Below are 26271 nucleotides of genomic sequence, written 5' to 3'. Positions count from 1 at the left end.
CGGGAAGGCCCGGGGGGAGCGGGGTTCCCGGCGCACGGGGGAGGACCGCGCCGCCCGTCGCCGGGCGCAGGCCGGGCGGTAGGGTCGCGACATGGGCACGAGCTTGGATCTCACGCAGGACGTCGGTGCGCTCACCGCGCGGATCGTGGACATCGAGTCGGTCAGCGGGAACGAGAAGGCGCTCGCCGACGCGGTGGAGGAGGCGCTGCGCGCGCTGCCGCATCTGCGGGTGGACCGGGACGGCGAGTCCGTCGTGGCCCGCACCGGGCTCGGCCGGGGCGAGCGGGTGGTGATCGCCGGGCACATCGACACGGTCCCGGTCGCCGGGAACCTCCCCAGCCGAGTCGAGGGCGACCTGCTGTACGGCTGCGGCGCCTCGGACATGAAGAGCGGCGTCGCGGTCGCCCTGAGGCTGGCCGCCGCGCTGCCGGAGCCGAACCGGGACGTGACCTACGTCTTCTACGACTGCGAGGAGATCGAGGCCGAGCGGAACGGGCTGCGCCGGCTCAGCCGCAGCCACCCCGACTGGCTCGCCGGTGACTTCGCGGTGCTGATGGAGCCGACCGACGGGCTGATCGAGGGCGGCTGCCAGGGCACCCTGCGGGCGCAGGTCGTCACGCGGGGCGAGCGGGCGCACAGCGCCAGGTCCTGGCTCGGCTCCAACGCGATCCACGCCGCCGGGCCGGTGCTGGACCTCCTGAACGCCTACGAGGCCAGGAAGCCGGTCGTGGACGGGCTGGAGTTCCACGAGGGGTTGAACGCGGTGGGGATCACCGGTGGCATCGCGGGCAACGTGATCCCGGACGAGTGCGTGGTGACGGTCAACTACCGCTTCGCCCCGGACCTGTCGCTGGAGCAGGCCCAGGAGCACGTCCGGGAGGTGTTCGGCGGGTTCGAGGTGCGTTTCACCGACGGGGCGCCCGCCGCGCGGCCCGGCCTGAACCACCCGGTGGCGGCGGCGTTCGTGACCGCCGTGGGCGGCGTGCCGAGGGCCAAGCTCGGCTGGACCGACGTCTCGCTCTTCTCCGCCCTGGGCGTCCCGGCGGTCAACTTCGGCCCCGGCGACCCGAACCTGGCCCACCAGCGCGGGGAGTTCGCCTCCCTGTCCAAGATCGCCGAGTGCGAGCGGCACATGCTCGCCTGGCTCTCCTGAGTACGGCCCCGCCGCCGGCCTGAGTACGGCGCCGCCGGCGCGACGGGCTGCGTCCCGCCGCGGAGGGCCGGACAGAAGCCGTCAGCACAGAAGCCGTCAGCGCGGAGGCCGCGACACGGAGATCCCGGAGCGAGGCCCGGCACAGAGGCCCCGACACAGAGAAAGTGGCTTTCCTCGCCGGCCATTTGGCGGGGAAAGCCACTTTCAGTCCCGAGCAGCACCCTCGCCGATTAGACGGCGCCACCGCGAAATCCGGTTCCGTGTTCCCACCGGGATTTTTCAAGATTTTTTTCTGAGGTGGTTTTCGTGTGATCTGAGGTAAGGATTCCCGGTGTGTCCTCACAGGTGGGTTGCCGTCGTGAGAGGGCAGGTCCTGATCGGCCGGTCCAGGCCGTCCGCGAAGTCCCCCCGAGGGCGGGGCTTTCCAGGCTGGAGGTAATCGATGAAGAAGACGCGTCCGGAGCGCCGCCAGGGGTCCGCCGTGGTCCGCGGCGGCCTCGTCCCGGACTCCACCTACGACCAGCGGCTGCTGGAGGAGCAGCGGTCCACCGACTGGCTGCACATGGACCCGTGGCGGGTCATGCGCATCCAGTCGGAGTTCGTGGAGGGCTTCGGCCTGCTCGCCGAGCTGCCCCGGGCGGTGACGGTCTTCGGCTCGGCCCGCACGCCGGTGGACTCGCCCGACTACGAGCTGGGCGTGCGGATCGGCCGAGGGCTCGCCGAGGCGGGATACGCCGTCATCACCGGCGGCGGCCCGGGCTGCATGGAGGCCGCGAACAAGGGGGCGGTCGAGGGGGGCGGGGTCTCGGTCGGACTCGGCATCGAGCTCCCCTTCGAGCAGGAGATGAACGAGTACGTCGATCTCGGCATCGAGTTCCGCTACTTCTTCGTCCGCAAGACGATGTTCGTGAAGTACTCCTGCGGCTTCGTCGCGCTGCCGGGCGGCTTCGGCACGCTGGACGAGCTGTTCGAGGAGCTGACCCTCGTCCAGACGCGCAAGGTCACCTCCTTCCCCGTCGTGCTGGTGGGCACGGAGTTCTGGAGCGGGCTGCTCGACTGGATCAGGACGACGCTGGTGTCCACCGGGAAGATCTCCCCGGCGGACGTGGAACTGATCCAGGTCACCGACGACCCGGAGGAGGTCGTCCGGATCATGGTCGAGGCGGACAGGAACAACTCGGCGCGCCTGCGCAAGGAGGAGGAGGCGGCGGAGGACACGGTGGCCGCCGCCGAGTAGCCGCCGGACGCCGAATAGGGTGATCCGGTGTTCATATGCGTGTTCCTGGCATCGAGCCAGAGGATCGACCGCAAGTACCTCGCCCTGTCCCGCCAGGTCGGAGCCGAGCTCGCCCGGCGCGGCCACACGCTGGTCAGCGGCGGGGCCCGGGTCTCGTGCATGGGCGAGGTGGCCCGCGCGGTCCGCGCGGGCGGCGGCCGTACGGTCGGGGTGATCCCGCAGGCGCTCGTCGACATCGAGGTGGCCGACACCGACGCCGACGAGCTGGTCATCACCGCGGACATGCGCGAGCGCAAGGGGGTCATGGACGCCCGTTCCGACGCCTTCCTGGTGCTCCCCGGCGGCATCGGCACGCTGGAGGAGCTCTTCGAGATCTGGACCGCGCGCACGCTGGGGCTGCACGACAAGCCGCTGGTCATCCTGGACCCGTGGGGCCTGTACGCGCCGCTGCGGAGCCTGGTCGAGGGCATGCACGAGGAAGGGTTCACCCGGCCCGGCGTCTTCGACGCGATCTCCTGGAGCACCGAGGTCGCGGAGGCGTTCGACCTGCTGGAGAAGACGACCCGGCACCTGGAGCCGAGCCCCGAGGAGTTAGGCGAGGCCTCGGCGGGCTAACGCGGGAGGGCGCCTGCCGGCGAGGGACTCGGTCATCTCGACCGCGAGCCGGACCTGTCCGGGGCGGGTGGTGCGGAAGACGCGGGCGCCCAGCCAGGCGCAGACCGAGGCGGCGGCGAGCTCGGCGGCCTCGGCCTCCGCGTCGCCGGTCTCCCCGCCGTCCGCCGTCCCCGCGGGACTTCCGCCGGTCCCCGTGCCGTCGGCCGCCCCCTCCGGCCGCCCGCCGGGGGCCGGGGCGGCGTTCGGGCCGGGACCTGCCGTGGGCGCCGGCCCGGCCGACCCGGCCAGCTCGGCGGGGGTGACGACGACGGTGTGCCCGGCCCGGACGAGCCGCTCGATGTCGGCGACCGAGCGCGCCTCGACCCAGCCGGGCTCGCCCGGCGTGTCCGGTCCGATCACCACGGGAGCTGTCATGCCGCGATCCTAGGTCCTCCTCCCGCGGATCTCTCCGGCCCCGCGGGCCGGGACCGGGACCGGAGGAGATGTGGCACGATTCGTATGTGCTGGTCGTACTCGTGCTCGCCGCGCTCGCCATCCTCGGCGGCGTGGTGGTGGTCGCCATGGGGAAGGGCGGCGAGCTGACCGAGTTCGCCCCCGACGTCCCTCCGCTCGCCCTGCCCGACGCCGGGAAGCTCACCGCGGTGGACTTCGTGTCCCTGCAGCTCCCGGTGAGCCTGGTCGGCTACCACACGCAGAGCGTGGACGAGGCCCTGCAGCGGGTCGCGTACGCGCTGAGCGAGCGCGACACCAGGATCGCGGTGCTGGAGCAGCGGGTCTCGGAGCTGCTCGAGAGCAAGCTCCAGGCCCGGCACGACCTGCACGCCCCTCCGCCGTACGTTCCGGCCTCCGAGCACGTCCCCGGGTTCCCCGGCGGGGACCCGGCCGAGCCGGAGGACGGCGCTCCGGAGCCTGAGGGCCGGGAGCCTGAGGACCGGGAGCCCGGGGAGAACCTGACTGATCCGGGGCGGGAGCCGTCCACGCCCGGGGAGCGCGAGGCCGGGCGCGACGGCGCAGCGGAGCGCTCGGAGGAGCAGGGGTGACCGGGCCCGTCCGGTGCGGCTGGGTGAGCTCGGCCCCCGAGTACATCGCCTACCACGACGAGGAGTGGGGCCGCAGGGTCGAGGGCGACGACCCGGTGTTCGAGCGGCTCACCCTGGAGGCCTTCCAGTCGGGCCTGTCGTGGATCACGATCCTGCGCAAGCGGGAGAACTTCCGGACGGCCTTCGCGGGTTTCTCCATCCCCGCGGTGGCCGCGTTCGGCCGGTCCGACGTGGAACGCCTCCTGGCGGACCCGGGCATCGTCCGGAACCGGGCCAAGATCGAGGCGGCGATCTCCAACGCGCGGGCCGCGCTCGGCGTCGGCCTGTCCGACCTCGTCTGGCGCCACGCCGACCCCGACGCCCCGGCGCCTGCGTGCGACGGTGACGTGCCCGCGCAGACCCCCGCCTCCCGGGCGCTGGCCAAGGAGCTGAAACGGCACGGCTTCCGCTTCGTCGGCCCCACCACCGCCTACGCGCTGATGCAGGCCATCGGGATGGTCAACGACCACATCGCCGACTGCTGGGTCCGCGGCCAGGTCTCCACGGGTCAGGTCTCCGCCGGGCAGGGATGACGGCCTGCGGCCCCGTGGGCGCCGGAGCGGACGGCGCCGCCCGCCGGGAAGAGGCCGTCCACGGCTCGGTCCACGGCTCGGTCCACGGCTCGGTTCACGGCTCGGTCCACGGCTCGGTTCACGGCTCGGTGAGGTGGCGTTCGACGAACGCCGAGGCGGCGGGGAGCAGGCGCGCGGCCTCCTGCTCGAAGTAGGTCCTGGCCTTCTCGCCGGGCCAGCCCGCGGGCAGCAGCTCGGCGGGGAGACAGGGGTCGCGGAAGAGGAAGTTGCGCCAGCCGTGCAGCAGCCTGCTCCGGACGGCGAACACCCGGTCGTCGTCGGCGCCGTCCGGGAGCGAGCCGACCAGCTCCACCGCCCGGGCCAGCCACTCCTCGTAGGCCGCGGCGATGGCGTCCAGGTCCCAGATCCGGGCGACGAGCGCCCGGGGGTCGCCGTCGAGCGCCGCCTCGAAGCGGTCGGCGCGGACCTCCTCACCGGCGAGCAGCCCGTCGAGCTCGGGAGAGGGGCGCGGGCCGATCCAGGTGCCCTCCGTCAGCGGCGCGTACCCGAGGAAGGAGAGGCCGGCCCGGAGTCGTTCCCGCCGGGTCCGCTCGCGCACCGGCTCGACCGAGACCAGGTGCCAGCGGCCCGACCAGGTGACGGCCTCCGCCCGGTAGATCCGCAGCGCCGTCTCGTCGAGGCGGCGCACGCACTTGGGGGTGGCCTCGTAGCCGGGTCCCTGCGGCAGCCGGGCGGGCGCGAGCCAGCCCTGCCGGACCATGCGCGAGACGGCGGTGCGCACGGCGGGGGCCGCGATCTCCAGTGGGGCGAGCAGGCGGACGAGGGCGGCGACGGAGGCGCGGCCGCCCCGGGACCGCAGGTGGTCTCCGTACAGATCGAACAGCGCGGCGCGGGCGTTCACAGGGACCAGTTTGGTCGCCCGCGGGGGTGGCGGACAATGCGCACGGGGGCTTCCGTCGGGCCGATGAGAGAGCTGATCGTTCCCATCACGAGCGTGGAAGCGGGATAATAGGACATCACAGAAGACGTGAATGCGTCGGCCACCCTCGGGTCTGACGGAGATCCGGAGCCCGAAGCAGGAAGGGATACACGCATGGCGGCGATGAAGCCGAGGACCGGCGATGGTCCGCTGGAGGTCGTCAAGGAAGGCAGGGGGATCGTCATGCGGGTTCCCCTGGAGGGTGGCGGCCGCCTCGTCGTCGAGCTCTCGGCCGACGAGGCCGGTGCCCTCGGTGAGGAGTTGAAGAAGGTCGTCGGTTAAAGACCGGCCCCACGACCACGGCCCTGGCCGCAGGGCCGCCCCCCGCGGCGGCTCGCGCCAGGGCCGCCTTCGTCCCATGGTTTCGAGACTGGAGTTCTGACGTGCCCCTGGAGACCTCGATCGTCACGGCCGCGCGGGCGCCGGAGGACGCCCCGCTGCTCGCGGTGCCGTTCGGCGCGGACCTCGCCCCTCCGGTCGAGCTGCCGGTGCCCGCCGCCGCGCTGCTGGCCCACTACGAGGCCAAGGGCGAGGCCGGGGAGATCGTCGAGGTGCCGGTGGCGCGGGGCGAGACGGTCGGCCGCGTGCTGCTGTACGGGGCCGGCGACGGCTCGCCCGACGCGCTGCGCAAGGCCGGGGCGGCGCTCGCCCGCCGGGCCAGGGGCCGTGACGAGATCAGCGTCGTCGTGCCGGCCGGCGCCGTGGAGGGCTCCCTCGCCGCGTTCGCGGAGGGCGCGCTGCTTGCCTCCTACACCTTCCGGATCGGTGAGACGCCCGCGGCCTCCCGTCCGGTGGGCACGATCCGGCTCGTCGCCGGGGGCGCCGCGGGGGCGGAGGCCGGGGGAGACCCCGGGACGGTGGAGGCCGTCGAGGAGGAGGTGGCCCGGGGACGGGCCGTCGCCGGCGCCGTCGCGCTCGCCCGCGACCTGGCCAACACCCCCTCCTCGGTGAAGACGCCCGCCTGGCTGGCCGAACGCGCCGCCGAGCAGGGCGTCGCCACCAGGATCTGGGACGAGGAGGAGCTGCGCGCCGCCGGATTCGGCGGCATCCTGGCCGTCGGCCAGGGGTCGGTGAACCCGCCGCGGCTCATCCAGCTCTCCTACGAGCCGGAGGGCGGGCGGGCCGACGGGCACGTGGTCCTCGTCGGCAAGGGCATCACCTACGACACCGGCGGCCTCTCGCTCAAGCCGACCGAGGGCATGAAGTTCATGAAGACCGACATGGCGGGCGGCGCGGTCGTCATCGCGGTCCTGGGCGCGCTGGCCGCCCTGGGCGCGCGCGTGCGCGTCACCGGTCTGGTCGCCGCCGCGGAGAACTCCTTCTCGGGTACGGCGCAGCGCCCCAGCGACGTGATCACCCAGTACGGCGGGCGGACCGTCGAGGTGCTCAACACCGACGCCGAGGGCCGGCTGGTGCTGGCGGACGCCATGGCCTACGCCGACGCCGAGCTCGACCCGGACGTCATGGTGGACATCGCCACGCTGACCGGGGCGATCGGCATCGCCCTCGGCAAGGGGCTGGGAGCGGTCTTCGCCTCCGACGACGAGCTGGCCGCGCGGCTGGTCGAGGCGGGGGAGGCGAGCGGCGAGCGGCTCTGGCGCATGCCGCTGGTGGAGGACTACGTCCCGGCCCTGGAGTCGTCCGTGGCGGACCTGGCCAACATCGAGGCCGGATCCACCTACGGGGCGGGCTCGATCACCGCGGCGCTCTTCCTGCGCGAGTTCACCGGGAAGCGGCCGTGGGCGCACCTGGACATCGCGGGGGTCGGCCGGAGCACCGCGGACGAGGGACTGCTCTCCAAGGGCGCGACCGGATTCGGCGTCCGTCTGCTGCTGGAGTGGCTCTCCGGCCGCTGAGCCCGTACGGGTCACCCGGGGCGGCTCCCTCGCCTCCCCGGGTGGCCGGCCCGCGGCCCGGGTCCCTCCCGGGAGGGCTGAGGGCCGGTGGCGGAGGGCCCGGAGAAGACGCCGGGCGCGGGCGTCAGGAGCCGAGCTTGAGCGCGGCCAGGATGCCGCCGCCGAGGGGGAGGAGCAGGGGGCGGAGCCGCTCGTCGGAGCGGACCAGCTTGCCCAGCTCCCGGGCGGCGACGGTCTCCGGGTCGCGCCGGGCCGGGTCGGCGACCCGGTGGTGGAGCAGGGCGTTGTCGAAGACGACGACGCCGCCCGTCCGGAGCAGCCGGACGGACTCGGCCAGATAGTCGCCGGACTCCTGGACGGCCCCGTCGCAGAAGACCATGTCGTAGCCGCCGTCGGACAGGCGCGGCAGCACGTCCAGCGCGCGGCCGGTGATCAGCCGGACCCGGCCGCCGGAGAAGCCCGCCTGGGCGAAGCTCTGCCGGGCCAGGCGCTGGTGCTCCGGCTCCACGTCCACGCTGGTGAGCGTGCCGTCGGCCCGCATCCCGCGGAGCAGCCACAGGCCGGAGACGCCGCAGCCGGTGCCGATCTCCACGACGGCGCGGGCGTTGACCGCGCTGGCGAGGAAGCAGAGGGCGGCGCCGGAGCCCGGGGAGACCGGGAGGGCTCCCACCTCGATGCTCCGCTGCCGTGCGACGCGCAGGATCTCGTCCTCGGGATGGAACTCCTCGGCATAGGCCAGAGCGGCCTCCAACGGACTTGTCGGCGTCGCTGTCACGGCCTCTCCTCTCCCGATCTTGTGTTCCGTACCCCGTCGCACGGGTGCTGGGTCGCAGCCTAAGGGAGGCGGGCCGGATCGGGAACTCATGCCCCGGCTGGGACGTTGCATGGATTAAAGCGGCGTTTGCCGGTCCTCAGGGTAGTGAGCGCGCACGAAGGGACGAAACCAGGCACTATGGCGATAGCGGTGGTCCCGAGGAGAGGGGTGCTGGTGGACGAGCCCTACCACCAGGTGGATGCTCCGGTGTCAGACTGGACGCCTCCCACCTGGGAGGAGATCGTCCGGACCCACTCGGCGCGCGTCTACCGGCTGGCCTACCGGCTGACCGGGAACGTCCACGACGCCGAGGACCTGACCCAGGAGGTGTTCGTCCGGGTCTTCCGGTCCCTGTCGAACTACACCCCGGGCACCTTCGAGGGCTGGCTGCACCGCATCACCACCAACCTGTTCCTCGACATGGCCAGGCGCCGGCAGCGCATCCGGTTCGAGGGGCTCGCCGACGACGCGGCCGAGCGGCTGCGGGGGCGCGAGCCCTCCCCGGCCCAGGTGTACGACGACGCCCACATGGACGCCGACGTCCAGGCGGCGCTGGACGCGCTCGCCCCGGAGTTCCGCGCGGCCGTCGTGCTGTGCGACATCGAAGGGCTGTCCTACGAGGAGATCGCCGCGACGCTCGGCGTGAAACTCGGCACCGTCCGCAGCCGCATCCACCGCGGCCGGGCGCAGTTGCGTGACGCGCTGGAGCACCGCGCGCCCCGCGGCGACCAATCCCCCCCGGCCATGACCAGCGGGGAGGAGCTCGCATGAGAGACCAGAGGCGTGCGGACCGGCGGACCGGGAGCGTGACCGCGGTGCGGGGACGGCGAAGGATCAGAACGGACGCGACCGTCAGGGGCGAATGTCACGACGCGCCGCTCGGCAAGGAGTGGGCATGAGTCATCTTGGAGAGCGTGTCTCCGCACTGGTCGACGGAGAGCTGAACCACCACGAGCGCGACCGCGCCCTGGCGCACCTGACCTTCTGCGCTGACTGCCGGGCGGAGGTCGACGCCGTGCGCGCGCTGAAGAGCCGGCTGCGTTCCCTGGACGGGCCGTCGATGCCGGCCGACCTGACCGTGTCGCTGCTGCGCATGGCCGAGCCGGGCGGCCCGCTGCCGCCGCGGGAGCGGCCCTTCCCCGCCTCCCGGACCTTCGGCGGGGCGCCGATCCCGGGCATGCACAGCATCGTCGCGCCGCCGGACAACCGCCCCCGCGGCAGAGCCGGCGGGCCCCGCCGGTCCCGCAGAGCGGGGTACATGGCGGTGGGCTTCGCCTCCGCGGCCGTGGCGATCGGCACGCTGTTCGTCGTGGGGGGCTCCGAGTCCGGCCCGCGGGTGCCGCCGGTGGACATGTTCGCCAACCAGCATCGGAGCACCGCGCCCAGCGGCACGGTGACCCCCGTTCCCACGCCGACGGTGTTCGCGCCCGTTCCGTGACCCGGCCGCCCGGCCACCGCGCCCGCGGCGAGCCGGCGGAGGGCTCGTCCGCTCCCCGCGCCGGCCGGGCCGGAGGCCGCCGGGCCGGGACCGTGTGCCCGTGCGCCCCGGACCGGGTCCGGGGGCGGCGGGCGGTGGGCCGCGCACGGCGAGTCTCCGGGATACTGGTGACTGAGGCATTTCAGACGGGCAGGACGCGTTTTACACCTCTCGTATGTCCCTCCGGGGAAGATGGTTGGCTGCTGCCGACGAGCGGCCTCATACGAGGCGAGGAGTGGTGAATATCCGATGACGACCGACGATCCCCGCACCCACGAGGCGCACGACGCCGAGGGGCGTGCACCGTCGGGCTTCAGCGGCGGTCAGGACCCGGCTCCGGAGTCCCCGCGGCCGGAGTTCCTGCCGGCGGAGGACGCCGCGGCACTCCGTGGGGAGCCGGGCCCGCAGGCCGGGCAGCCGAGCGGCGAGGGCTGGAGCCAGCTGGGGCGCCCGCCCGGCGACTGGAACCGGGAGCCGGACGCGCAGCGGTCCCCGGCCGGCTGGACCGACGCACCGGAGGAGAGCGGCTGGGGGGATCCCTCCGGCCGGCCGCGCCCGGACACGACGGCCGGGGCCGCGCCGTACGGGCAGCCCTACGGCGACACGGGGGCCTTCGCCGCCCCGCCGCCCCCGCCCCAGGCGGTGGGCATGGGCCCGGCCTGGGCCCCGCCGCCCCCCGGCGGCCCCCTGGGCGGCGCACCCGCGCCCGCCCGCAGGCGCCCCCTGGGCACCGGCGGGCTCGTCGCCCTCGCCGCGGTGATCGCACTGCTCGCCTCGGCTTTCGGCAGCGTCGGCACCTACCTGCTCACCCGGCCGGGCAGCTCGGGCGTGGACCCGTCGTACACCATCCCCGCGGCCCCCAGCGGCTCGACCTCCCGGGCGCCGGAGTCGGTCGCGGGCGTGGCGGCCAGGGTGCTGCCCAGCGTGGTCTCCCTCTCCGTGGAGGGCGACGGCGGCATGGGCACCGGCTCGGGCTTCCTGATCAGGGGCGGCTACGTGGTGACCAACAACCATGTGGTCGCCTCGGCCGCCAACGGCGGTCAGATCCAGGTCCAGTTCAACAACCGCAAGTCCACCGCGGCCCGGATCATCGGCCGCGACCCCGAGTCCGACCTGGCCGTGGTCAAGCCGGACGACACCTTCGGCATGCCGGAGATCACCCTCGGCAACTCCGACAACGTGGTGGTGGGCGACCCGGTCATCGCCATCGGCTCTCCCCTGGGCCTGACCGGCACGGTCACCACCGGGATCGTCAGCGCGCTCAACCGCCCGGTCCAGGCCGGTGAGAGCGCCTCCGACAGCACCTGGTTCAGCGCGGTCCAGACCGACGCCGCCATCAACCCCGGCAACTCCGGGGGGCCGCTGGTCAACGCCGGAGGCCAGGTCATCGGCGTCAACTCGGCGATCGCCACCCTCGGCAGCAGGCAGCAGGGCGGCAGCATCGGCCTCGGCTTCGCGATCCCGGTCAACCACGCCCGCCGGGTCGCCGAGGAGCTGATCACCACCGGCTCCGCCAGCAAGCTCCGCATCGGCGTGCTGATCGACCCGGCCTACCAGGGCAGCGGGGTGCGGATCGCGAGCGAGGCGCAGGGCGGCCAGCAGCCGGTGACGCCCGGCGGTCCCGCGGACGAGGCGGGTCTCAAGCCCGGCGACATCATCCTCGAGGTCAACGGCCTCATGCTGCAGGACGGCGACGAGCTGATCGCGCTGGTCCGGGGCAGGGCGCCCGGCGACCGGCTGGAGGTCAAGTACCAGCGGGGCGGCCAGGAGAAGACCACCACCGTGGTGGTCCAGGCGGACCGGGCCACGCCCAAGCCGACCTCATCCTGACCAGGGCCTCCGGGTCCGGGTCCTGACGACCCGCGCCTCCCTCCCGGCGCCGGCGGGAGCATGCTCACGGCGCCGGGCAGTAGTCTGGAAGCTCTCCGGGTTCCGTCCCGGGGAGCAGACGTCAAGGAGTGTCCGATGGACCTGTGCTCGAGCCGGGCGGCGTCCACCGGGCATGCTTCCGCACCGGGCCGCTAGGAGATCACCGTGTTCGGACTCGGGTGGTTTGAGGTCGCGGCGCTGGTGGTCATCGCCCTGCTCGTCTTCGGCCCGGAGAAGTTGCCCCAGGCCGCCGCCCAGGCGGGCAGGACCCTGCGCAACCTGCGGCGGATGGCCAACAACGCCAAGGAGGACCTGCGGACGGGGCTGGGGCCGGAGTTCGCCGACTTCGACCCGGCGGACCTGAACCCGAAGAACTTCGTCCGCAAGCACCTCACCGCCGACCTCGAGGAGGAGTGGGACGGCGCCAGGTCGGCCGCCGCGCTCGCCGCCGCGCCCGCCCCGTCGTCCTACGCCGCGGAGGCGGCCGACGAGCTCGGCTACGGCGAGATCCCGCCGTACGACCGGGAGGCCACCTGAGCCGGTCCCGCCTTTCCGGGACGCTCCTCTGGAGACGCGACAGGCGCCGCCTCTCGTGAAAGAGGCGGCGCCTGCGGCGTTGGGCCCGGTGGGGACGGACGGCTCAGCGGCCCCGGGTGGGGGAGATGCCGAGCTGGAGGCCCTTGAGGCTGGTGGGCTTCTTGCTCAGCCCGGAGGCGATGCGGATCAGCTCGGCCGCGGCCGGGGCGTCGGGGTCGGTGAGCACGAGCGGCTTGCCCTCGTCCCCGCCCTCGCGCAGCCGCATGTCGATCGGGACCTGCCCGAGCAGCGGCACCCGGGCGCCGAGCGTGCGGGTGAGCGCGTCGGCCACGGTCTGGCCGCCGCCCTCGCCGAAGACCGAGACGCGCTCGTCGCAGTGCGGGCAGGGCAGCCAGGACATGTTCTCGATGACGCCGGCGATCTGCTGGTGGGTCTGCGCGGCGATCGACCCGGCCCGCTCGGCCACCTCGGCGGCGGCCTGCTGCGGGGTGGTCACCACGAGGATCTCGGCGGAGGGCAGGCGCTGCGCCACCGAGATGGCGATGTCGCCGGTGCCCGGGGGCAGGTCCATCAGCAGGACGTCGAGGTCGCCCCAGTAGACGTCGGCGAGGAACTGGTGCAGCGCCCGGTCCAGCATCGGCCCGCGCCACACGACCGGGGTGTTGCCCTCCGGCTTGAACATGCCGACCGAGATGACCTTGATGTCATGCGCCACCGGCGGCATGATCATGTCCTCGACCTTGGTGGGCCGCTCGGAGACGCCGAGCATGCGGGGGACGCTGTGGCCGTAGATGTCGGCGTCGACCACGCCCACCTTGAGCCCGCTCGACGCCATGGCGGCGGCGAGGTTCACGGTGACGGAGGACTTGCCGACGCCGCCCTTGCCGGAGGCGACCGCGAAGACACGGGTGAGCGAGCCGGGCTTGGCGAAGGGGATCTCCTTCTCCGGCCCCCGGTCGCCGCGGAGCTTGGTCTGCAGCTCCTTGCGCTGGTCGGGGCTCATCACGTCCATCTCGACCTGGACGCCGGTGACCCCGTCGACGCGCGAGACGGCGGCGGTGACGTCGCGGGTGATGGTGTCCTTGAGAGGACAGCCGGCCACCGTGAGGAGAATGCCGACGCGAACCACCCCGTCGGGGGAGATTTCGACGTTCTTGACCATGCCGAGATCGGTGATCGGCCGGCGGATCTCAGGGTCGTTGACGGTCGCCAGCGCGGCCGTCACGAGTTCCGGGGTAGGTGCCATCGAAGTGTCGGCTAGCCGCCACCGTGAGGGCGACGGGGGATGCCGTCCCTCCTTGTCTGTGTGTCGTCCAGGCGTTCGCGGACGGGTTCATCGTATGAACCCAGGGGTGCAGCGAAGAATTCCGGGATCCGGGGATACCGGGAGCAGCTTTGACGTCTTGTTACCTACCGGTACGGAAGCTCCGTGGACGCCCGGCCGCGCGATCCGGACAATTCGCTATGTAGATGCGCGTACAACGTTCTAAGGTTACTCCGTGACGCTGACGGCAGGCGAGTCAAGGGATTTCATCGGCTCCGAGGAGCTGGAGGTCTGGCGCATGCTCCAGCGGGCCCAGGTGCGGATCACCCGGCTGCTGGAGACGGACCTGATCGTCGAGCACGACCTGGCGCTGCCCTCCTACGACGTGCTCGCGCGGCTGGCGGAGTCGCCGGGCCGGCGTCTGCGGATGAACGACCTGGCCGAGCGGGTGCTGCTCTCGCGCAGCGGCCTGACCCGGCTCATCGACCGGCTCCAGCGCGACGGCCTGGTCGAGCGCGAGGCCTGCGCCAGCGACGCGCGCGGCCTGTTCGCGGTCCTGACCGAGGCGGGCGCCCGGCGGCTGGCCGAGGCCACCCCCACCTATCTGCGCGGCATCCGCAGCCGGTTCCTGGACGTGCTCGACCCCGAGGAGCTGCGCCAGTGCGCGGCCATGCTGCACAAACTGTTCCCTCAGGAGGCGGAGGGACAGGGTTGAGAGGCGGGGGTCAGAGGCAGAGCTGAGAGGCGGGGCCGAGAGACCGGGTCGAGGGGGCCGGGCCGAGGCGCCGGCGGGCGCGGCCCGGGGCCGGGTCAGCGGCCTGTCCTCGGCCGGGCGGAGACCGGCTCGTGGGACTCGCGGGCCTCGCGGAACTCCTCGGCGAGATGCTGGAGCTCCGAGCGGATGTAGTCGCGCGTGGCCACCTCGCCGAGCGCGATGCGCAGGGCCGCGATCTCCCGGGTCAGATACTCGATGTCGGCCTGGTTGCGCTCGGCGGCCCTGCGGTCCTGCTCGCCCTGGACCCGGTCCCGGTCGTCCTGCCGGTTCTGCGCGAGCAGGATCAGCGGAGCGGCGTAGGACGCCTGGAGCGAGAGCATGAGCGTCAGGAAGATGAACGGGTAGGGATCGAACCGCCAGCCCTCCGGAGCGAAGATGTTCCACAGGATCCAGGCGGCGACGAACACCGTCATGTAGACGATGAAGCGCGCGGTGCCGAGGAAGCGGGCGATCCGCTCCGAGAGCCGCCCGAAGGCCTCGGGGTCGTAGTGCGGGCGCAGGCGCAGGCCCAGCTCCCTGGGCTGGTCGAGCCGTTCGGTCACGCGTTTCCTCCGCTGTCCTCGTCTTCCCGCCAGTCGCCGGGGAGCAGGTGGTCGAGCACGTCGTCGACGGTGACCGCGCCCACCAGCCGGCCCGCGTCGTCGACCACGGGCACCGCCACCAGGTCGTAGGTGGCCAGGTAGGAGGTCACCTGGTTCAGGGTGAAGTCGGGTCTGATCGGGTCGAGAGAGTCGTCCATGACGGTGCCGAGCAGGGTGGAGGGGGGTTCGCGCAGCAGCCGCTGGAAGTGGACCAGGCCGAGGAAGCGGCCGGTCGGCGTCTCGACGGGCGGCCGGGTCACGTAGACCTGCGTGGCCACGGCCGGGATGTGGTCGCGCTGGCGGATGTGGGCCAGCGCCTCGGCGACGGTGGCGGTCGGCGGGAGGATCACCGGCTCGGAGGTCATGATGCCGCCCGCGGTGTTCTCCGGATAGACCAGCAGCCGGCGGACCGGGTCGGCCTCCTCGGGCTCCATCAGCGCCATCAGCTTCTCGGCCTGCTCGGGGGGCAGGTCCTGGAGCAGGTCGGCCGCGTCGTCGGGGTTCATCTCCTCGAGCACGTCGGCGGCCCGTTCCGGGTCCAGGCGGCTCAGGATGCCGATCTGGTCGCGTTCGGGGAGCTCCTCCAGCACGTCGGCGAGCCGTACGTCGTCCAGGGCCGCGGCGACCTCGACGCGCCGCTTGTCGGACAGGGTGTGCAGGGCGCTGGCCAGGTCGGCCGCGCGCATGGTCTCGAAGGCGGCCAGCAGGCTCGCCGCACCCTGGTCCTTCTGCACCGCGCTGAAGCCCCGCACGTCATGCCAGTCCACGATCCGGCTCGCGCCCCGGCGCCGCAGGCCCAGGGTGGTGGCGGGCTTGGCCAGGGCGACCTTGGTGACCAGCCACTCGGAGGTGCGGGTCTTCTCCATGGCGAGGTCCAGCACCGTCATCCGCTCGCCGCCGACCTCGACGGTCAGGTCGAGCATCTCGCCGATGACCAGGGTCTCCGAGGCGCGCTGCTCGAACCTGCGCATGTTGAGCCGGCCGCTGAAGACCAGGGAGCCCGCCTCGATGTCGAGCACCCGGGTGATCGGCAGGAAGACCCGGCGGCGGGGCTGCACCTCCACCACGAGGCCGTGCACGTGAGGAGGGCGGGAGCCGGAGACCGTCACCACCACGTCCCTGACCCTGCCGATCTGGTCCCCGGCGGGGTCGAAGACGGGAGTGCCGGCGAGCCGGGCGATGAAGATCCTCACATTCGCAGCGTAGGCCGTATCCCGGGACAGAGGGCCGAGGCACGCTCACATGCCGGACATTCCTTGCTCTTGCGCTCCCGTTCGTGACAGCATCAAAACTTCAAAACGGTAGTTACATTGGTGGTGTGGCATGAGGCGTGCCGGTCTGCTGATCGCGTTCGCGTCGTCCTGGTGTTTCGCCTTCTCCGGCCCGATGGCCAAGTACCTCGCCGCCGGAGGGCTGACGCCGCTGGAGTCCGTGTGGGTCCGGATGGCCGGGGCGGGCCTGCTGCTCGTCGGCGTCCTCGCCGCGGTGCGCCCCCGGGCGCTGCGCATCCCGCGCTCGCGGCTGCTGTTCTTCGGCGCCTACGCGGTGGTCGCGGTCGCGGGGGTGCAGGCGCTCTACTTCGCGGCGATCACCCGGCTCCCGGTGGGCGTCACCCTGCTGATCGAGTTCACCGCGCCGGTGCTCGTCGTGCTCTGGGTGCGCTTCGTCCGCCGCCTCCGGCTGCCGCGCGAGGCGTTCGTCGGCGCCGTGGTCGCCGTGGCCGGGCTCGGCATCGTGGTGGAGGTCTGGTCGGGCCTGAGCCTCGACCCGGTCGGCCTGCTGCTCGCCTTCGGCGCGGCGGCCTGCTGCGCCGGATACTTCCTGCTCAGCGACGGCTTCGGCGACGACGTCGACCCGCTCGGCCTGATCGCCTGGGGCCTGCTCGGCGCGGCTGCGGTGCTGGTGCCGCTCTCCCGGCCGTGGGACATCCCCTGGGAGGCGTTCACCCGGACCGCGGCGCCCGAGGGCGCCCCCGTGCTGCCGGTGGCGGCGGCGGCTCTCTGGATGATCGTGGTCGCCACGGTCGCCGCCTACATCCTCGGCGTCACCGCGGTGCGCCGTCTGTCGGCCGCGGTCGGCTCCACGGTCGCCTCACTGGAGGTCATCGCCGGAGCGGTGATCGCCTGGATCCTGATCGGCGAGGCCCTGGGCGTCTTCCAGGTCGTCGGCGGCCTCATCGTCCTGGTGGGCGCCTACCTCGCGCAGCGGGCCACGGCCGCACTGCCGGCGCCCCCGGGCGGGCTCAGGGAGCAGGCCGTCGCGGTGTGAGCCGTACCACCTGGGACCCGGCGGCCCAGCGGGCCGTCAGGCCCGCGGCGTCGGCGGCGTTGAGCCGCTCCTTGGCGAGCGCCGCCACCGCCTCGGCCTCCCGCGCCTGGTCCACCACCTCGACGTCGGCCTCGAAGGAGACCAGGCGTCCGCCGTTGTCCTTGCTGCGCAGGGTCACCCCGACGCGGCCGGTGCCGGCCAGCCCGGGGAGATCCTGCTCGCCGCCGCCGGCGACCACGTAGATCGCGCCGCCGTGCCAGACGTGCCAGGCCAGCCGCGGCCGGTCCAGCTCCAGCCAGAGCACGCCCGACTTCTTCGCGCCCTCCTCGATCACGCTCATGAGGCAAATGTACGGCCCGCGCCGCCCGGAGACCCCGGCGCGTGCGGGCCCGCCCGGCCGCCCGCTACGGTGGGGGCCATGCGCTCCCGACGTTCGTGCCTCGCGGTCCCCGGAAGCAGCCCCCGGTTCCTGGAGAAGGCCCAGGGACTGCCCGCCGACGAGGTCTTCCTCGACCTGGAGGACTCCGTCGCGCCGCTGGCCAAGGAGGAGGCGCGCAAGAACGTCGTGGCCGCGCTGCGCGAGGGCGACTGGTCGGGCCGGACCCGGGTGGTCCGGGTCAACGACCTGTCCACGCGGTGGACCTACCGCGACGTCATCGAGGTCGTCGAGGGCGCCGGAGCCTTCCTCGACTGCCTGATGCTGCCCAAGGTCGAGGACGCCGGGCAGGTGGCCTGGCTGGACACCCTGCTGACCCAGATCGAGAAGACCTGCGGGCTCCCGGCCGGCCGGATCGGCATCGAGGCGCAGATCGAGAGCGCCCGGGGCCTGGTCAACGTCGACGCCATCGCCGCCGCCTCGCCCCGGCTGGAGACGCTGGTCTTCGGCCCCGCCGACTTCATGGCCTCGATCAACATGCGGACCCTGGTGGTCGGCGAGCAGCCTCCGGGCTACACCGAGGGCGACGCCTACCACTACATCCTGATGCGCATCCTGATGGCCGCCCGCGCGCACGACCTGCAGGCGATCGACGGTCCCTACCTGGCCATCAAGGACCTGGACGGCTACCGCCGGGTGGCCGCCCGCTCGGCCGCCCTCGGCTTCGACGGCAAGTGGGTGCTCCACCCGACCCAGATCGAGGCGGCCAACGAGGTCTTCTCGCCGTCCCAGGAGGACTACGACCGCGCCGAGCTCATCCTCGACGCGTACGAGTACTACACGACGGTCGAGAGGCGCGGCGCGGTCATGCTGGGCGACGAGATGATCGACGAGGCGTCCCGGAAGATGGCGCTGGTGGTGGCGGCCAAGGGCCGCGCGGCCGGGCTGTCCCGCACCTCCGCCTTCACCCCGCCCACCGCCTGACGCGGCCGGGCTGTCCGGCGCCTCCGCCTTCGCTCCGCCCACCTCCTGCGCGGCGGGCCCGTCCCGTGTCCGCGGCGGATCATTCACCTGCTTCCGCAGAGCACTTGAAATCGGATTTGACACTTATGTAAACGACAAATCCGGCGCCTGGCTGACAAATCTCGCTAGAGAGGTATCGCCAGATCGGCCCGGGCGTGTTGCTGTGGAGGGGTACGCGGCCGGCGGCCGCCCGGGGTGGTGGCGAGGTGATCGTTCCGACGGGGTTGGGTAAGAGTAGGGTCACGTGCGATCTGCCGTTTCCATACGGAATTGCGGTCAGTCGCTGGAGATGGATGGAACGGTCCGGAAACACGGGATCCGGATGCGTAGGCTCCCTGCGAGGAGGTGCTGAGCGTGGCCTCGGGCCCTGACGACCCGCGCTCGGAAGAACGGCCCGCGGACGGCGACGGCGTGCCCGGCGGCACGGCCCACGAGGAGGGAGCGCGGCCGTGGCCCCACCGGCCTCGGTCCCCGCACGACCCGCACGGGCCCCGGACCTCCAGAGGACCACGACAGCCGTCCCAGCGGTCCAGGCCTTCCCACGATCCCCTGTCTCCCCCGGAGATCCAGCATTTCCCGCCCGGCCCCTCGGATGACCGGCCCCGCGGACTGCCGCTCTCCTCCCCGTGGATGGCGCCGCCCTTCGCGGCCCCGCCTCCGGAGCCGGAGGGGGCCGGACCCGCTCCCGGCCGCGTCCCCTCTCCGGGACCCGGCCGCGTCTCCGCTCAGGGATCCGGCGGCGGACGCCGTCGCCCCTACGCCCAGCCCTACGCCGCCGCGTCCACTCCCGCCTCCGGCGGGGAACCCACGGACGTCTCCGGCGGGGCCTCCTCGGAGAGCGCTCCAGCCGGGGAGTCTTCCCCCGGCGCGCGACACGAGGACGACCGATCCCCGGGAGGGCTCCCTCCCTTCGGGGCCTCCCCGGCATCCCCGGTCTCCCCGGCGTCCCCGATCTCTCCGGCGTCTCCAGTTCCTCCGGCCTCCCCGGTTCCCACCGGGGTCTCCGGAGGGCCCCCCGCCCCGGAACCCTCCGCGTCGGAGCCTCGATCCGCCTCTGCCTCCGCCTCTGCCTCCGGCTCCGAGGCCGCGTCCGAGCCCGCGTCCGGGCAGGACCGGCCCCGGCGGAGGGCGGTGCGGCCGGACCTCCTGGTGGCGTCCGGGCCGCCCCGCCGGACTCCCGGGGCCGGGCCCGCGGATCAACTCGCGGATCCGCCGGGAGACGCGTCACGGGGAGGATCCCCCGGTGGACCGGCGGACAGGCCCGGACAGGCGGACGGGCCCGGGCCGGAGGGCGTGGGAAGAGCGGAACCCCCGGCGCCGGCCGTACCGGGGGACCCTGCGGCCGCGTCCGCTCCGCCGGAACCTCCGGGGGGGTCTGCGGCCGCGTCCGCTCCGCCGGAACCTCCGGCGGATCCGCTCGCCGTACCGGGACGGGACCCCGTGCGGGCGGACTCCGCGCGGCAGGAGCCGGTACGGCCGGATCCCGGCCGGCCGGACCCCGAGGAGTGGCACGGCGGCACCCGGCACACCGCCGACACCGCTGCCGACACCGCCGACGGCGCCGACGGCGCCGACGGCTTCGAGCCGGTGCGGCGGGTCGGGCGCCCGCCCGGAGGCAGGCCCGCCGGTCCGGACCTCCTGGTGGCCTCCGGCCCGCCCCGCGGGCACGGCGCGGGCGGAGGCCGGCACCGCCCCTCGGTCGCACCCTCGGCCGCGCGCCGCTCCAGCCCGCGACGGGGCGGGGGCGTCCGCGCCCTGGCGGTCCCGCTGGTCCTGGTCCTCGTCCTGGCCGCGGCCGTCGGCGGAGGTCTGGCGCTGTGGGGCTGGGTGAGCGACTCGTTCGCCACGGGGCTGCGCCTGGCCGGCGGCGAGTTCCAGTCGGGGGACGGGACCTTCGTCGCCCCGGTCGACGGCGGCGGCGACGGGTCCAGCCAGGTGCTCAACGCGGTCGCCGCGGCGGGCTCGACGGTGGTGGCGGTCGGCAGCGACACCACCAGGCCCGTACCCCGGCCGCTGTTCCTGGTCTCCCCGGACGGCGGCACGACCTGGAGACTGGGGAAGGTCACCGGCTTCACCGGCCAGGAGGGCGGCCCGACCACGGTCGGCCTGGTCGCCGTCGGCGGTGACCGGTGGCTGGCCGCGGGGAGCGAGCCGCCCGGCACCGCCGGCCGTACCGTGGGCCTGTGGACCAGTGTCGACGGCCATCGCTGGAGCGCGGTGGACGCCGGGGCGCTGACCGCGTTCGCGGACGGGGACAGGATCACGGACCTGGCCCGGACCGCCTCGGGCTTCGTCGCGGTCGGCAGCACCCTCCTCGGCGACGGCGCCCCGGGCGCCGCCGCCTGGGTCTCGCCCGACGGGCGGAGCTGGACGCGGGTGGAGACGGACGAGATCGGCGCCCCCGACCGGATCGGCGGGCTCAAGGCGGTCGCGGCCCGGGGCGACGCCGTGGTCGCGCTGGCCGACGCGGCCCGGGGCGGCTCCGGATCGGTCGTGCTGCGCTCCGGCGACGGCGGAAGGTCCTGGTCGGGGTCCGGGGTGGCGCTGGACGGCGTGGTCCCGCAGCCGGGCACGCTCGCCGCGGTGAAGAAGGGCTTCGTGCTCGTCCCGATCCGGCAGCGCGGCGCCGAGGGCGAGGTGGCCGTCCACTGCTCGGCGGACGGCGGCCGGTGGGAGCGCTGCGGCGCCATCACCGGGCTGGATCCGCAGGGCTCGGGCGTCAAACGCCTGACCGCGACCCCTGAGGGGGTGGCCGCGGTCACCGAGTCGGGACTGGAGCGCTACGCCGTGCACAGCAGCCCGGACGGCCGCGACTGGAAGCGGACCGCCGATCTCGGCCGGGTGCAGGGCTCGCTGCGGGCGCTCGCGCTCTCCGGCACGGGCACGCTCGTCGTCGGAGGCGACGAGCGGGCCGCAGAGGTGGACAACCGGCTCGTCCTCATCACGGCGGCCAGGGGGGCCGAGGCGAAGGCGGTCCCCCTGGCCGAGATCGAGGGCCTGGTCCGGGTGGCGCGCGAGACGGCCCGCCTGGCCGCGGGGGAGGGCGGTTTCGTCGCCGTCGGCGCGGTCAGGGGCGACGCCGGGATCTGGGTCAGCCCGGACGGAGAGGATTGGCGGGCGGGTGGCCCGGCACAGATCCTCGGAGGCGCGCACCGGCAGGTGCTCAGCGACGTGGCGCATGGCAGGCGGGGCTGGCTCGCGGTGGGCGGGACGATGAGCAGTCCCTCCTCGACCGAGCCGCTGCTGGTCACCTCCGCCGACGGCGGGGCCTGGCGGAGGGTCCCGGCGGAGGGGGCGCTGAAGCCCGCGGCCGGACGTGACTTCCTGGCCCCGCACGCGGTCGCGGCAGGACCGGCCGGCTACGTCCTGGCCGGTGAGGAGCGCGGCACCGCCGCCTCCGGCCCGGTGCTGTGGTTCTCCGCCGACCTGAGGCGCTACACCCGGGCGGAGAAACTGCCCGCGGGCGGCGCCGGAGTCCGCCTGCACGACGTCTCGCCCACCTCCTCGGGGTACATGGCGGTCGGCGGTTCCGGAACGGCCGGGCACGAGACCGGGGTGGTCTGGGTCTCGGCCGACGGAGTCACCTGGACCGCGCGCAAACCCCTGCTGCCCGAAGGGGCGACCTCGGCGGGCCTGCGGCACGTGGTCACGTACGGCGGGCAGGTCGTCGCGGTCGGCGTCGCGCGGACCCCGGAGGGCGGCCGGGCGTTCAGCGCGGTCTCCCGGGACAACGGGTCCACCTGGGAGACGACCTGGCTCCCCGCCGACCGGACGGCCGCCGTCCACGACCTGGCGGCGACGGCGGACGGAGTGGTGGCGGTGGGCCGGCAGGGTGAACCGGGCGAGGAGGACAGCGCCGTGTGGACCTCCGAGGACGGGCGCTCCTGGCAGCGGCACACGCCCGCCCAGGGGCGGCTGTCCGGTGACGGCGTCCAGTGGCTGGGCGCCGTCGCGGTCGCGGGCGACCAGGTGGTGGCCCTGGGCAGGTCCACCACCTACGACACCGACCACCTCACCCTGTGGCGCTCGACCCTGACGGCGGACCGATGACGCCCCAGCCGGTGAGCGCCTCCAGCAGGCCGGGGGTCAACGGCAGCCGCGGCAGCTCCCCGAGGGCGAACCAGCGGGCGTCGGCGGCGTCGTCGCCCGCGGCGAGCTCGCCACCGGTGACCTCGGCCAGATAGTCGCGGATCTCGTAGACGGCCCCGCCCGGGGCCGGGCGGTCCACCGTGCCGGCCAGGGGGCCGGCGGAGACCGTCAGTCCGGTCTCCTCCGCCACTTCGCGGACGACGGCCTCGGCGTCGGACTCGCCGGGCTCGACCCGTCCGCCCGGCAGCGACCACAGGCCCTCGCCGGGCGGACGGCCTCGGCGGACGAGGAGCAGCCTCCGGGAGCGGTCGAAGATGATCGCTCCCACACAATTTACGCGCACCTGAACAAGATTACGGCTGTATAACGGACTGGGGTCTTGACTGACCGGTCACCGGAAGAGCACCGTGGGTAGGCGTGAGAGCATCGCCCATCTGTCCACGCTGTTTCGGCCCGCTCCATCCGCCGAGTGTCTGGTCGAGCGCCTGGCGATGCGGTCTGCACGGCGACGTGCTGCCCCTGCAGCCGGCGCTGCACCCGTCGCAGGCGGCGGTGGAGGCCGTGACCCGGGACGCCCACGTCCCCGCCTGGACGCCGTGGCCGCTCCCGGCCGGCTGGCTGCTCACCGGGTTCGCCTCGGCGGGTGACGAGCGCAGCGGCGTCCGGGCCACCGTCGTCGCACTGTCCGGGCCCTCGGTGACGCAGGGGCCCGCGGACATGCTGATCATCGCGGAGGAGCCCGGAGTGGGGCTCGGCGCGGGCTTCGGCGGACTGCCGGGGCCGGACCCGGGTGAGGACTTCGGTGACGGCCCGCCGCACGCGAAGATCGACGTCAACGGCCACCCGGCCGCGCTCTGGTGCGTCGCGGGCGGAGCCCCGGACCGCGCGGTCTACGCCGGGGAGGCGATGGGCGACTGGCTGTGGACCATCGTCTGGCCCGCCGACGCCGGCTGCCTGGTCGCCCTCTTCGAGCTCTCCCTGCGCGACCTGCGCGACGACGGTCAGGTCTTCGACCTGCCCTTCGGCGCCTTCTCGCCGCGGCTGAGCGGCACGGGCACCTGACGCGGGGCCCCGGGGGTCCAGGGTCCGCGCCCGGCACGCGTCCGGCACGGTCGAGACGGCGCCGCCACCCCGGCGTCACCGAGCCTCCGGGACAGCACCAGGACGCCACCGGGGCGCCAGGACGCGCCGCAGGGGTGCCAGGACGCGCCGCCGGGGCGGCACCGCCGAGATGACGCCGAGACGGCCACCAGACGTCCCCCCTCCGCTCAGGCTCGAGGGGGCATGTGTTCGACATCCAGTTCTTCGTCGAGGCGCTGGTGACGATGTTCGTCATCATGGACCCGCCCGGCACCATTCCGCTCTTCCTCGCCTACACCAGCGGCCGCGGCGTCACCGAGCGCAGGCGGGTCGCCTGGCAGGCGCCCATCGTCGCGTTCTGCCTGATCGTCGTCTTCGCGGTCTTCGGACAGGCGATCCTCGGCTATCTGCACGTGGAGGTCCCGGCCATGCAGATCGCCGGAGGGCTGCTGCTCCTGCTGGTGGCCCTGCAGCTGCTCACCGGGGAGACCGAGCCGCCACCCGGCACGATGAAGTCCAACGTGAACGTGGCCCTCGTCCCGCTCGGTACGCCCCTGCTCGCCGGCCCCGGCGCGATCGTCGCGACCATCGTCTTCTCCCAGCAGGCGGTGGACAAGAGGGGCGGCATCCTGGCGCTGGCCCTGGCCATCGCGGCCGTGCACCTCCTGCTCTGGGTGTTCATGCGGTTCGCGGTGGCCATCGTCCGGGTCGTCAAGGAGAACGGCATCGAGCTCGTCAACCGCATCGCGGGCATGCTGCTCGCGGCGCTCGCCGTACAGCTCATCGTCACCGCCGTGCGCACGCTCGTGGCGGCGGGATAGCGGCGGGCGGCGGGACTGCGGCGGGCCGGGGCGACAGGCGCGGCACGGTGGCGCCGCGGATTCGGACGGGGCGGCGGGAGGGCAGTAAAGTTCGTAAGCGTGACAGCGCGTATCGAGCGAGTGGTGACCGAGGGCGTCGTCGACGTCGACGGCACCGAGCACAAGGTCGAGAACAACACCTGGATCGTGGGTGATGACGAGGAGGTCATCGTCATCGACGCCGCGCGTGACGCGGACAAGATCCTGGAGCAGGTCGGGGAGCGTGAGGTGCTCGCCGTCATCTGCACTCACGGCCTGCCCGACCACGTCGGCGCGGCCATCGAGGTGGCCTCCCGCGACGAGGCGGTGATCGCCATGCATCCCAAGGACAAGCCGCTGTGGCGCCGGACCTGGCCGGACACCTGGCCGGACATCGACCTGGAGGACGAGGGCGTGTTCGCGGTGGCCGACGTGGAGCTGGAGGTCGTGACGACCCCCGGCGTCACGCTGGGCGGCATCTCGCTCTACTGCGAGGCCCTGGACGCGGTCTTCACCGGCAAGACGCTCCTGGCCGACGGCCCGGGCAGGATCGGCGGTGAGTACCCCGCGCTGGCCGACCAGCTCGCCGCGATCGGCGGGCGGCTGTTCACGCTGAAGTCCGGCACCCGCGTGCTGCCCGCGCACGGCGAGGAGTCGAGCATCGGCGACCTGGAGCCGCAGTTCGACGCCTGGTTGTCCGGCTCGCTGACCCGGGGCGGCGGCGACGCGGAGGAGGGCCCGCTGGCCGACGGGACGCGCGCGGCCGGCATCCGGTTGAACGTCGACGGCGACTAGCCTCCCGCATGGACCAGCTCCCCCTGGAGGGCATGCCGCGGCGGCTGTACTCATGCACGCCGTCGCGGCTGAACGGCTGGCTGGACTGCCCGCGGCGCTACCGGTTCGCCTACCTCGACCGGCCGAAGCCGCAGCGGGGGCCGCGCTGGGCGCACACCAGCGTGGGGGTGAGCGTGCACAACGCCCTGGCCGCCTGGTGGCGGGAGCCGCGGGAGCGGCGGACCCCCCAGGCGGCGCAGTCCCTGCTGGCCAGGGGGTGGATCACCGACGGGTTCCGGGACGCCGAGCAGTCGGCCGCCTGGCTCGACCGGACGCGGGAGATGGTCGCCGGCTACGTCGCGACCCTCGACCCGGCGGACGAGCCCGTCGGAGTCGAACGGACCGTGGCCGCCCGGACCTCCGTCCTGGCGCTGTCCGGCCGGGTCGACCGGCTCGACCGGCGGGGCGGGGAACTGGTCGTGGTCGACTACAAGACCGGCCGCCGCCCGCCGGGCGAGGAGGACGCCCGCTCCTCGCTGGCGCTGGCCGTCTACGCCGTCGCCTCCTCCCGGACGATGCACCGCCCCTGCCACCGGGTCGAGCTCCACCACCTGCCGACCGGATCGGTCGTGGGCTGGGAGCACACCGACGAGTCCCTGGACCGGCACCTGCGCCGGGCGGAGGAGATCGGGACCGAGGCCGCGCGGGCCGACGAACGCTACGAGGAGTGGGCGCGGGCGGCCGGACGGGGCTCCGGGCCGAGGGAGCGGCGGGGCGGACAGAGCAGGCGAGGACACCCGGAGCACCGGGGGCAGGGCGTGGACGACACCCCGCCGCAGGTCCCTGAGGAGATCGACGCGATCTTCCCGCCGCGCACCGGCCCGCTCTGCTCGTGGTGCGATTTCCGCGGCCACTGCCCCGACGGCCAGGCGGCCGCCCCCGGCAAGCTCCCCTGGGAGGGCCTGGCCGACGCCTGAGAGCCCCTGGAGCGGCCGGAGCGAGGCGGAGGGCCGGAGAAGCATCCTCCGGAGGTGATCCGCCGCTGTCCGTGCA

27 protein-coding genes are annotated in these 26271 nt (G+C 73.9%); 19 read left to right on the top strand and 8 right to left on the bottom strand.

Annotated elements, in window-relative coordinates; all coding sequences use genetic code 11:
* Nucleotides 1-91 precede the first annotated feature (91 nt).
* From dapE to ACFOWE_RS08345, 3 genes are all read left to right on the top strand, one after another.
* Nucleotides 92-1153, top strand: coding sequence for a succinyl-diaminopimelate desuccinylase (gene dapE / locus ACFOWE_RS08355; protein ID WP_377286569.1), 1062 nt, complete (start codon nucleotides 92-94; stop codon nucleotides 1151-1153).
* A 442-nt stretch (nucleotides 1154-1595) separates the two neighbouring features.
* Nucleotides 1596-2390: an LOG family protein gene (locus ACFOWE_RS08350; RefSeq protein ID WP_377286568.1), complete on the top strand. Its 795-nt coding sequence runs from the start codon at nucleotides 1596-1598 to the stop codon at nucleotides 2388-2390.
* A gap of 27 nt (nucleotides 2391-2417) precedes the next feature.
* Nucleotides 2418-3005, top strand: a complete 588-nt coding sequence (locus ACFOWE_RS08345) for an LOG family protein (protein WP_377286566.1) — start codon at nucleotides 2418-2420, stop codon at nucleotides 3003-3005.
* Here ACFOWE_RS08345 and ACFOWE_RS08340 read toward each other — a convergent pair.
* The gene (locus ACFOWE_RS08340; RefSeq protein ID WP_377286564.1) at nucleotides 2982-3419 is read right to left on the bottom strand and encodes a hypothetical protein; all 438 of its coding nucleotides are present in this window, start codon (nucleotides 3417-3419) and stop codon (nucleotides 2982-2984) included. The two genes, ACFOWE_RS08345 and ACFOWE_RS08340, sit on opposite strands and share 24 nt — an antisense overlap.
* An 86-nt stretch (nucleotides 3420-3505) precedes the next feature.
* Between ACFOWE_RS08340 and ACFOWE_RS08335 the strand changes: the two genes are divergently transcribed.
* Nucleotides 3506-4045 carry a hypothetical protein gene (locus ACFOWE_RS08335; RefSeq protein WP_377286562.1) on the top strand — a complete coding sequence of 180 codons (540 nt, stop codon included), beginning with the start codon at nucleotides 3506-3508 and terminating at the stop codon, nucleotides 4043-4045.
* Nucleotides 4042-4617, top strand: coding sequence for a DNA-3-methyladenine glycosylase I (locus ACFOWE_RS08330; protein WP_377286560.1), 576 nt, complete (start codon nucleotides 4042-4044; stop codon nucleotides 4615-4617). The genes ACFOWE_RS08335 and ACFOWE_RS08330 overlap by 4 nt, the downstream gene beginning before the upstream one ends.
* A 118-nt stretch (nucleotides 4618-4735) precedes the next feature.
* On the opposite strand, the gene ACFOWE_RS08325 is transcribed toward ACFOWE_RS08330, so the two are convergent.
* Complete coding sequence (locus tag ACFOWE_RS08325) at nucleotides 4736-5518, bottom strand: PaaX family transcriptional regulator (RefSeq protein WP_377286558.1); 783 nt, start codon at nucleotides 5516-5518, stop codon at nucleotides 4736-4738.
* 192 nt (nucleotides 5519-5710) lie between these two features.
* On the opposite strand from ACFOWE_RS08325, the gene ACFOWE_RS08320 reads away from it, so the two are divergent.
* Together ACFOWE_RS08320 and ACFOWE_RS08315 are read left to right on the top strand one after the other, a co-directional pair.
* Nucleotides 5711-5878 (top strand): DUF3117 domain-containing protein, encoded by a 168-nt coding sequence (locus ACFOWE_RS08320; RefSeq protein ID WP_068901342.1) that lies wholly within the window; start codon nucleotides 5711-5713, stop codon nucleotides 5876-5878.
* A gap of 101 nt (nucleotides 5879-5979) precedes the next feature.
* Nucleotides 5980-7452, top strand: coding sequence for a leucyl aminopeptidase family protein (locus ACFOWE_RS08315; protein ID WP_377286556.1), 1473 nt, complete (start codon nucleotides 5980-5982; stop codon nucleotides 7450-7452).
* A gap of 124 nt (nucleotides 7453-7576) precedes the next feature.
* Here ACFOWE_RS08315 and ACFOWE_RS08310 read toward each other — a convergent pair whose 3' ends face one another.
* Nucleotides 7577-8227, bottom strand: coding sequence for an O-methyltransferase (locus ACFOWE_RS08310; RefSeq protein ID WP_377286554.1), 651 nt, complete (start codon nucleotides 8225-8227; stop codon nucleotides 7577-7579).
* Between the two features lie 177 nt (nucleotides 8228-8404).
* Here ACFOWE_RS08310 and sigE point away from each other — a divergent pair, with 177 nt between their 5' ends.
* From sigE to ACFOWE_RS08290, 4 genes are all read left to right on the top strand, one after another.
* Entirely contained in the window at nucleotides 8405-9037 is a 633-nt protein-coding gene (sigE, locus tag ACFOWE_RS08305; RefSeq protein WP_377286553.1) for an RNA polymerase sigma factor SigE, read from the top strand.
* 124 nt (nucleotides 9038-9161) lie between these two features.
* Nucleotides 9162-9704 (top strand): anti-sigma factor family protein, encoded by a 543-nt coding sequence (locus tag ACFOWE_RS08300; protein WP_377286552.1) that lies wholly within the window; start codon nucleotides 9162-9164, stop codon nucleotides 9702-9704.
* Nucleotides 9705-9992: 288 nt separating this feature from the next.
* Nucleotides 9993-11573: a S1C family serine protease gene (locus ACFOWE_RS08295; RefSeq protein WP_377286550.1), complete on the top strand. Its 1581-nt coding sequence runs from the start codon at nucleotides 9993-9995 to the stop codon at nucleotides 11571-11573.
* A gap of 204 nt (nucleotides 11574-11777) precedes the next feature.
* Entirely contained in the window at nucleotides 11778-12149 is a 372-nt protein-coding gene (locus tag ACFOWE_RS08290; RefSeq protein WP_377286549.1) for a sec-independent translocase, read from the top strand.
* Nucleotides 12150-12252: 103 nt separating this feature from the next.
* On the opposite strand, the gene ACFOWE_RS08285 is transcribed toward ACFOWE_RS08290, so the two are convergent.
* Nucleotides 12253-13395 (bottom strand): Mrp/NBP35 family ATP-binding protein, encoded by a 1143-nt coding sequence (locus tag ACFOWE_RS08285; protein ID WP_377286548.1) that lies wholly within the window; start codon nucleotides 13393-13395, stop codon nucleotides 12253-12255.
* 253 nt (nucleotides 13396-13648) lie between these two features.
* Here ACFOWE_RS08285 and ACFOWE_RS08280 point away from each other — a divergent pair, with 253 nt between their 5' ends.
* Nucleotides 13649-14128: a MarR family winged helix-turn-helix transcriptional regulator gene (locus ACFOWE_RS08280; RefSeq protein ID WP_377286547.1), complete on the top strand. Its 480-nt coding sequence runs from the start codon at nucleotides 13649-13651 to the stop codon at nucleotides 14126-14128.
* Nucleotides 14129-14223: 95 nt separating this feature from the next.
* Here the strand turns inward: ACFOWE_RS08280 and ACFOWE_RS08275 are convergent, their stop codons facing one another.
* Nucleotides 14224-14730 carry a DUF1003 domain-containing protein gene (locus tag ACFOWE_RS08275; RefSeq protein ID WP_377286545.1) on the bottom strand — a complete coding sequence of 169 codons (507 nt, stop codon included), beginning with the start codon at nucleotides 14728-14730 and terminating at the stop codon, nucleotides 14224-14226.
* A complete protein-coding gene (locus ACFOWE_RS08270; RefSeq protein WP_377286543.1) occupies nucleotides 14727-15962 on the bottom strand; it encodes a magnesium transporter MgtE N-terminal domain-containing protein in 1236 nt (411 codons plus the stop codon). The genes ACFOWE_RS08275 and ACFOWE_RS08270 overlap by 4 nt, the downstream gene beginning before the upstream one ends.
* A 130-nt stretch (nucleotides 15963-16092) precedes the next feature.
* On the opposite strand from ACFOWE_RS08270, the gene ACFOWE_RS08265 reads away from it, so the two are divergent.
* The gene (locus ACFOWE_RS08265; protein WP_377286542.1) at nucleotides 16093-17037 is read left to right on the top strand and encodes an EamA family transporter; all 945 of its coding nucleotides are present in this window, start codon (nucleotides 16093-16095) and stop codon (nucleotides 17035-17037) included.
* On the opposite strand, the gene ACFOWE_RS08260 is transcribed toward ACFOWE_RS08265, so the two are convergent.
* The gene (locus ACFOWE_RS08260) at nucleotides 17012-17377 is read right to left on the bottom strand and encodes a hypothetical protein (RefSeq protein WP_377286540.1); all 366 of its coding nucleotides are present in this window, start codon (nucleotides 17375-17377) and stop codon (nucleotides 17012-17014) included. The genes ACFOWE_RS08265 and ACFOWE_RS08260 overlap by 26 nt on opposite strands.
* Before the next feature lie 78 nt (nucleotides 17378-17455).
* On the opposite strand from ACFOWE_RS08260, the gene ACFOWE_RS08255 reads away from it, so the two are divergent.
* Both ACFOWE_RS08255 and ACFOWE_RS08250 read left to right on the top strand, forming a co-directional pair.
* Nucleotides 17456-18397, top strand: coding sequence for an HpcH/HpaI aldolase/citrate lyase family protein (locus ACFOWE_RS08255; RefSeq protein ID WP_377286538.1), 942 nt, complete (start codon nucleotides 17456-17458; stop codon nucleotides 18395-18397).
* A 1479-nt stretch (nucleotides 18398-19876) separates the two neighbouring features.
* Nucleotides 19877-22486 carry a hypothetical protein gene (locus ACFOWE_RS08250; protein WP_377286537.1) on the top strand — a complete coding sequence of 870 codons (2610 nt, stop codon included), beginning with the start codon at nucleotides 19877-19879 and terminating at the stop codon, nucleotides 22484-22486.
* Here the strand turns inward: ACFOWE_RS08250 and ACFOWE_RS08245 are convergent.
* Nucleotides 22449-22853 carry an NUDIX domain-containing protein gene (locus ACFOWE_RS08245; protein ID WP_377286536.1) on the bottom strand — a complete coding sequence of 135 codons (405 nt, stop codon included), beginning with the start codon at nucleotides 22851-22853 and terminating at the stop codon, nucleotides 22449-22451. The two genes, ACFOWE_RS08250 and ACFOWE_RS08245, sit on opposite strands and share 38 nt — an antisense overlap.
* An 89-nt stretch (nucleotides 22854-22942) precedes the next feature.
* On the opposite strand from ACFOWE_RS08245, the gene ACFOWE_RS08240 reads away from it, so the two are divergent.
* The 4 genes from ACFOWE_RS08240 (at nucleotide 22943) to ACFOWE_RS08225 (ending at nucleotide 26195) form a co-directional block, all read left to right on the top strand.
* Complete coding sequence (locus tag ACFOWE_RS08240) at nucleotides 22943-23587, top strand: DUF6758 family protein (protein ID WP_377286534.1); 645 nt, start codon at nucleotides 22943-22945, stop codon at nucleotides 23585-23587.
* A gap of 224 nt (nucleotides 23588-23811) precedes the next feature.
* Entirely contained in the window at nucleotides 23812-24426 is a 615-nt protein-coding gene (locus tag ACFOWE_RS08235) for a MarC family protein (RefSeq protein WP_377286533.1), read from the top strand.
* A gap of 99 nt (nucleotides 24427-24525) precedes the next feature.
* A complete protein-coding gene (locus ACFOWE_RS08230) occupies nucleotides 24526-25239 on the top strand; it encodes an MBL fold metallo-hydrolase (RefSeq protein WP_377286531.1) in 714 nt (237 codons plus the stop codon).
* Between the two features lie 8 nt (nucleotides 25240-25247).
* A complete protein-coding gene (locus ACFOWE_RS08225; protein WP_377286530.1) occupies nucleotides 25248-26195 on the top strand; it encodes a RecB family exonuclease in 948 nt (315 codons plus the stop codon).
* Nucleotides 26196-26271: the final 76 nt, after the last annotated feature.

The organism is Planomonospora corallina, from assembly GCF_042650625.1.
Classification (GTDB): Bacteria; Actinomycetota; Actinomycetes; order Streptosporangiales; family Streptosporangiaceae; genus Planomonospora_B; species Planomonospora_B corallina.
The sequence above is the reverse complement of the archived record's forward strand: the minus strand, read 5'-3'. Positions and strand labels throughout refer to the sequence as shown.

Coding starts and splice junctions, on each gene's coding strand:
- dapE (WP_377286569.1), top strand. CDS start 92: ATGGGCACGAGCTTGGATCTCACGCAGGACGTCGGTGCGCTCACCGCG.
- ACFOWE_RS08350 (WP_377286568.1), top strand. CDS start 1,596: ATGAAGAAGACGCGTCCGGAGCGCCGCCAGGGGTCCGCCGTGGTCCGC.
- ACFOWE_RS08340 (WP_377286564.1), bottom strand. CDS start 3,419: ATGACAGCTCCCGTGGTGATCGGACCGGACACGCCGGGCGAGCCCGGC.
- ACFOWE_RS08320 (WP_068901342.1), top strand. CDS start 5,711: ATGGCGGCGATGAAGCCGAGGACCGGCGATGGTCCGCTGGAGGTCGTC.
- sigE (WP_377286553.1), top strand. CDS start 8,405: ATGGCGATAGCGGTGGTCCCGAGGAGAGGGGTGCTGGTGGACGAGCCC.
- ACFOWE_RS08300 (WP_377286552.1), top strand. CDS start 9,162: ATGAGTCATCTTGGAGAGCGTGTCTCCGCACTGGTCGACGGAGAGCTG.
- ACFOWE_RS08295 (WP_377286550.1), top strand. CDS start 9,993: ATGACGACCGACGATCCCCGCACCCACGAGGCGCACGACGCCGAGGGG.
- ACFOWE_RS08285 (WP_377286548.1), bottom strand. CDS start 13,395: ATGGCACCTACCCCGGAACTCGTGACGGCCGCGCTGGCGACCGTCAAC.
- ACFOWE_RS08265 (WP_377286542.1), top strand. CDS start 16,093: ATGAGGCGTGCCGGTCTGCTGATCGCGTTCGCGTCGTCCTGGTGTTTC.
- ACFOWE_RS08260 (WP_377286540.1), bottom strand. CDS start 17,377: ATGAGCGTGATCGAGGAGGGCGCGAAGAAGTCGGGCGTGCTCTGGCTG.
- ACFOWE_RS08255 (WP_377286538.1), top strand. CDS start 17,456: ATGCGCTCCCGACGTTCGTGCCTCGCGGTCCCCGGAAGCAGCCCCCGG.
- ACFOWE_RS08225 (WP_377286530.1), top strand. CDS start 25,248: ATGGACCAGCTCCCCCTGGAGGGCATGCCGCGGCGGCTGTACTCATGC.